The organism is Campylobacter sp. W0066.1 (assembly GCF_024723635.1).
GTDB lineage: Bacteria > Campylobacterota > Campylobacteria > Campylobacterales > Campylobacteraceae > Campylobacter_D > Campylobacter_D lari_C.
This window is the reverse complement of sequence record NZ_JANQCW010000029.1, coordinates 1-5,969: the sequence shown is the minus strand read 5'-3', so window position 1 is coordinate 5,969 and position 5,969 is coordinate 1. Positions and strand designations below refer to the sequence as shown.

Genomic DNA, 5,969 nt, shown 5'->3' with positions numbered 1-5,969 from the left:
ACAACATATTACAACATATTACAACATATTACAACATATTACAACATATTACAACATATTACAACATAGCATAACTAGCATCTTATATTAGCATAGTCTTTGATTTGAGAGATAAGTTCTTTAGGGTTCATCAGTAACTTTGTCCTGTATATTTTTCATCACTTTTTATAAATTTACCATTAGTAAAATAATGAAAAGATCCTCCTCCTGCACTTTTACGACTAATACTAGAAAAGCTAAATCCTCTTCCTTCATCTCCAAATAATCCATAGCTTTTTACTTTATAATCTATCATAGTATCAAAAACAACAGGATATTTTTTACCCTCACACACATAATAAGTTGTCATACCTAAATAAGGTCTTAATTTTTTATAGTTTTCTTCACCCATATATGCTTTAAATTGATCTTCATAGTATGCAAATTCGGGTTTATCTTTGAAACCAAAATCAGCTTTACCTTTATATCTATAATCACTACGATAATATTTACAACCATTAGAAAGGACTTGAGGGAATTTTTTTTCTATGACTTTTAATTGATCCCAAAAATCATCCCCTAAAGACATTTTTTTCATTGCCTCTCCTTTCTTTCTTTCATTTTCCAATATCTCTTCTCTTATTTTTTTATCAAAGATATAAATTCCACCATAATTACTTGCAAGAGTTTCTAATTCACTTGCTTTATTTTCTTTAAAAGCACATGCACTTAAAGATACTAAAGAAAATAAGCTTAGAATTATCATTGTGATTTTCATTTAATACTCCTTTTTAAAATTAATTTTGGAAAATTATCTTACTTTACTTTGAAAAAAAATTATTTTTCTTTGTATTTATTTAAAGACAGTAAAGTCAAATTTTCAAATATATTTTGATCATTTTTGATAATATTTTGCAAGGCATTTTGCAAATAAGTCATAAAAATATCTTCTTCCATCTCTTTAAATACAGGCGAATACAATTCTTTAGTAATTAATTTTAATACAACAAGATTAATTAGTTTTGTATCTTTAATAAGCGGAATTTTTGAAATAACTGTTTGAAAATCATCTATATTTAATTTTTGGAAATTATCATTTAGTATTGTTTTTTTACGATTTTCTGATAATTCATTTTGCAATTTATCTAAAATTTTTCCTATATTTTCATAAGTAAAATCTAAATTAACAGAAGAATTAGATTCCATAATAACTTCAGAATTTTTAATATTATTATCCTCTATAAAACTATAATCTATTTTTGTTTCAATAAGTTCTTTAATGTTTTCTTTTGCCTTAAAATCTAAACCATCTATTTTTCCTCTAGGTTTTAGCTCTATTTCATCCATCTGTGTGTGTTTTTCTATTTCTTTTATTTCTTTTGCTTGCTTTAAAGTTTCTTGTTTAATCTCTTTTGAATCAACAAAACGCAACTCAATAAGACCTAACTTTAGAACATCGCCTTTGTTGATAATAATTTCATAACCATCTTCCAATCTAGAAAAAGAATTATTATAAAAAATATCACTGCATTCTATAGGCGTCATAGTAAAAAAACCTTCTTCAAAAGTAATCTTCATATGTTTTTCTTTAACAGAATTATTTTTATCTTGTATCCAAAATAAACATTCTGGACTTGATCCAACAAGTCCACCAGTTTCATCAAATACACAAGCTACTGTTTTTGTAATATTTTCATCAATATTTTCAATTATCAATCCTATGGTTTCTTTATCTATCATTTTGAGCCTTTGTTATATTTTCTACTATTTTAAAATCACTTAATATCATAATTATATTATTAATATCTGAGTTGTTATTATTAAGTTTGAAATCAAAATACATTTTTTTATTGTCATTAAATAAAACACTGTAAGATGAATTTGAATTTTTACTTTCCTGTAATAATTTATACCAAGCCCATTCTCCTTTATATGATTTTGTGTAATTTATATTAGCATCTAAATAAGAATACGCAGTGAAATCAAAACTAGTTCCATTGTTAAATTCATCAGTTATAACATCTAATTTTGTATGCAATGTGTGATCATATATAATAGAAGTATCATTATACTGAAATTTTACAAAAGAAAAATCGGCACTTAAGTCAAGACTTTGTAAAGTAAAGCGCACTCTCATTACATCATTTGCATTTAGCATTAACTCTGATAAATTGCCAGCCTTAGTAATAAAATCCAAAAATTCTTTGGAAAAAGTTAATCTTGAGCTAAATTTAGAATTAATAGAGTAAACATTTTTTCTTTTAATTAGAACATTTGTTAAATATTTTTCATAAAACTTATTTAAAATTCCATTTTTACCAAAGAAATTTTTAAAAGAATCTATACTTAAATCTTGTGAACTTAATAAATTAAAAGGATAAAAAGGAGCTATATCATTAACAAATGGTGCATAAACCTCATTCAACCAAACAGTATTAAACAAAGAAACTCCATGGTTTTCTATAATATTCCAAGCATACAAAGAAAGAGTTGCATAATATTTTTCCAATTCACTTGGTAAATTTTTAATATTTTGTTCAAGAGAACTAAATGGGTCGCTAGAATCTTTACTATCGCTTAAAGCGTATTTTATTTTTTCCTCAATAGTTTGCGAGTTATTTGTTGTAAAGTCAGTTATTTTTTTATGAATATTAGACAAATCTGTATTTATTAATTCCATGGTTTTTTGATGACTTCCAACATCTAAACCTACAGCAGTAGCACCCGTATTTAAAATAGAATTTTGTTCTATAATTTTATGATAAGCATCAAACGAACTGGTAATCCCCATAAAACTTGTCTTTATTTCAGCAGCATTAACACCGAGATTATATGCTTGAGTTAGTAAGGTAGCATCGTTAAGATTGGTATTTACACTAACAATTTTTATAAAATTCATTAAAGGATTTTCTTTTTTAGATAGTATATTAAGTTCATTTAGCATAGAACTTTTGGAAATAAACTTTTTTGGTGCAAGTGAATTTAAAATTTCTTGCCATTTATTTTGATATTGCGTTAAATAAATTTTAATAATTCCCATTGCCATATTGCTTCTATTTTCAGAATTTGACAAATCATTTAAAATCCACGAATCAATCTCAATGGCTTTATCTATTTTTACATTTAACGTTTGCAAAAAGTCGGCCATACCTTTTTTTGTGTAAATTTCTTCAATACTATCAATTTTAATAGACTCTGAGAAAACATTGTTAGCAGCAAATCCTAATTCATTTTTAAAATTATATACTTTATTGTTTTTATCTAGAATGATAAAGTTAAGTAAAGTATATATTCTTTGAATTTTTGCTACATTATATAGTTTTTCAATAGATAATTTAACCGAAATGTCATCTTGCTGAGAAGTGCTTAAATCAATCTTTTGAAGTTCATCGATACCAGATAGAAAATTTTCTTTAGAAATTTTATATTTTTCTAAAAAATTCCAATTTTCATTAATCCATATTTTTAATAAATCTTTATCAAGATATTTTTGCTCAAACAATGATTTATATACATATAAAGTTTTAATTAAGTTATCATAATTATCATCAGTTTGTAATATTATTTCCATTTCTTTTAACAGGGTATTTTTCAACACATCTTCACTAATTTTATAATATAAATTTTGTGCTTTTTTAAAGCCTTTATATGTTATGTTTAAGCTAAAATATTCAAACAAACTTGCCTTTTCGATTAATTGTGGATATACACTTAGTATATTTCTTAAATCAACTAATAATTTTGCTTTCTCTTCTATACTCATCATGGGGTAATCTTGCATATTTTTCAACAAAAATGAAAGATCTGTATAAACACTTTGAGATATTTTCTTTTCTTGCTCACTTTTAAGAATAAAATAAAATGAAATAAAATAAGTCATACAACTCAAAAATATAGTTAGACCCAGAAGCGATATCTTTTTGTAAAAACTTTTAATTCTACTTAGCGATGAATCTTTAAAGACAATATCTTCAAGCAAAGACTGAACAAAATAACTTTGCTTACTAAAAGACTGTTTTACTTGAGCTAATGGTTTTTTTATATTATACTTTTCACAAATTGTATCAAGCATAAAATTTCTTGGCACATTTTCTTGATAAGCACTTACATAATATACCCCTCTTAAAACTGAACTATTTTTTAAAATATTTTCATTTTGGAGTTGCACGATAAAGTCTTTGCTCAATACAAATAAATTATCCAACTGCTTTAAAAATAAATAAATTTTATTTTTTTCCTCTATAGTGTATATAGAAGAATTTTTATCAACAAAACGTAAAAACAAAGATTTGCTTATCTCTTCAAAAGACTTTTGAATATCTTCTTCTTTAAAATGTTCTGCAAAACTTACACCAAAAGCTTTTTTTTGAATTTTTTCATTGAAAATATCAAAAAATTCTCTCATACCTTCTATTAAATCTAATTTTGAAAAAACAACATAAATAGGTAATTGTACACCTAAAATTTTTTCACACTCATGCACTCTTTTTGTTAAATAACGAATTAAATTATTAGAATATTCTTTTGTGTTTTCTAAAAACAATCGAGTATCAATTATTAAAATAATGCCATTTAATTTACTATGAAAATAATTCTTATTTAAAAATTTTAAAAAATTTTGCCAAATGCTCTTTTTAATTAAAAAGTCTCTATTTTTCTCTATATCATCTTCGGGTAACTCATCGCTACTATTAGGATGAAAAAAATCTTCTTGAGAAAAATAATTTCCCTCAGTATCAAGCAAAGCGCCTTTCTTGGAAACATATAAGCTAAAATTATTGGTAGACTTATGCATCTTTTTATATGATTCTAAACTATCACTTAAAGGATATTCTATATCAGAATAATTTATAAAAGTACTTTTACCAGCACCTTCATTTCCCACAATAACAACAAGAGGCAAATTTTTAGTGTTGATATCTTTTTTCCATGTTTGTTTGGCATCTTTTAATGCGATAAAGAAATTTCTTTTTGCTTTGTATAAAAATTCATTAGATTCTTTTTTAATTTCTTTAAGTCTTATTCTTTTGTCATCCTTAAAAGATTTTATAAAATTACTTAAAGGCTTTAAAAGAAAAAACAAAAAAATACAACACCAAAATATAAAAATTATCCCAAATCTTAAATAAGAATTACTAAAAACATAAATTTCATTAAACGCAAATAAAGAACCATAAGCCCAAAAAAATAAACTTAAGACAACTAAAATAATAAGTATTAATGTGATTACGAAAATCCTAGATTTTAAAATTTGCATTATTTTTTGAAACATAATTTTTCCTAATATAAATTCAAATAATTTTTATTTCTATTTATTAATTTTATATTATTTTTACTTATTTTGTATTAAAATATTAAAAGCTTTTAATATAAATATAAAGTTAAAATTATAATCATAAGGAAAAACATGGCACAACCAGCATATATCAAAATCGAAGGTTCAACACAAGGACTTATTTCAAGTGGTGCTTCTACAGAAGCAAGTATAGGAAATCGCTATCAAGCAGGACACGAAGACGAGATTATGGCTCAAGAAATTTCTCATATTGTAACAGTTCCAGTTGATCAACAAAGTGGACAACCATCAGGACAAAGAGTTCATAAGCCTTTTACTTTCACTTGCTCTCTAAATAAAGCAGTTCCTCTACTTTACAATGCACTTACAAAAGGTGAAAGACTTCCGAGTGTTGAAGTTCATTGGTTTAGAACATCAACAAGTGGTGGACAAGAACATTTTTTTACAACTAAATTAGAAGATGCTATCATTACAGATATTACCTTAGTAATGCCAAATGCTCAAGAAGCAAACAATCATGACAAAACAGAGCTTTTTAAGGTATCTTTAAATTACAGAAAAGTTATTTGGGAGCATACAGCGGCTGGAACAAGCGGAAGTGATGATTGGAGAGAAGCAAATTCGTAACACAATAAGCTCATTGTTAAACAATGAGCTTTATATGCTATTTAATATCCTTATCACTTTCATTAAA

General features: G+C 25.1%; 4 protein-coding genes. 1 reads left to right on the top strand and 3 read right to left on the bottom strand.

The window, feature by feature from the left end; translation table 11 throughout:
- Positions 1-130: 130 nt before the first annotated feature.
- The 3 genes from CAMP18497_RS08010 to tssM all read right to left on the bottom strand — a co-directional run bounded on the left by CAMP18497_RS08010 (position 131) and on the right by tssM (position 5,251).
- A complete protein-coding gene (locus CAMP18497_RS08010) occupies positions 131-568 on the bottom strand; it encodes a tRNA 2-selenouridine synthase (protein WP_442867802.1) in 438 nt (145 codons plus the stop codon).
- A 248-nt stretch (positions 569-816) separates the two neighbouring features.
- Positions 817-1,719 (bottom strand): hypothetical protein, encoded by a 903-nt coding sequence (locus CAMP18497_RS08005; RefSeq protein WP_263661754.1) that lies wholly within the window; start codon positions 1,717-1,719, stop codon positions 817-819.
- Positions 1,709-5,251: a type VI secretion system membrane subunit TssM gene (gene tssM / locus CAMP18497_RS08000; RefSeq protein WP_337213693.1), complete on the bottom strand. Its 3,543-nt coding sequence runs from the start codon at positions 5,249-5,251 to the stop codon at positions 1,709-1,711. Before tssM ends, CAMP18497_RS08005 begins: the two co-directional genes overlap by 11 nt.
- 135 nt (positions 5,252-5,386) lie before the next feature.
- Here tssM and CAMP18497_RS07995 point away from each other — a divergent pair, with 135 nt between their 5' ends.
- Positions 5,387-5,902 carry an Hcp family type VI secretion system effector gene (locus CAMP18497_RS07995; protein WP_039626225.1) on the top strand — a complete coding sequence of 172 codons (516 nt, stop codon included), beginning with the start codon at positions 5,387-5,389 and terminating at the stop codon, positions 5,900-5,902.
- The last annotated feature ends 67 nt before the right edge of the window (positions 5,903-5,969 follow it).

What these genes read in the sequence shown, in the direction of transcription:
- tssM (WP_337213693.1), bottom strand. Translation starts at nt 5,251, where the DNA reads ATGTTTCAAAAAATAATGCAAATTTTAAAATCTAGGATTTTCGTAATC.
- CAMP18497_RS08005 (WP_263661754.1), bottom strand. Translation starts at nt 1,719, where the DNA reads ATGATAGATAAAGAAACCATAGGATTGATAATTGAAAATATTGATGAA.
- CAMP18497_RS08010 (WP_442867802.1), bottom strand. Translation starts at nt 568, where the DNA reads ATGTCTTTAGGGGATGATTTTTGGGATCAATTAAAAGTCATAGAAAAA.
- CAMP18497_RS07995 (WP_039626225.1), top strand. Translation starts at nt 5,387, where the DNA reads ATGGCACAACCAGCATATATCAAAATCGAAGGTTCAACACAAGGACTT.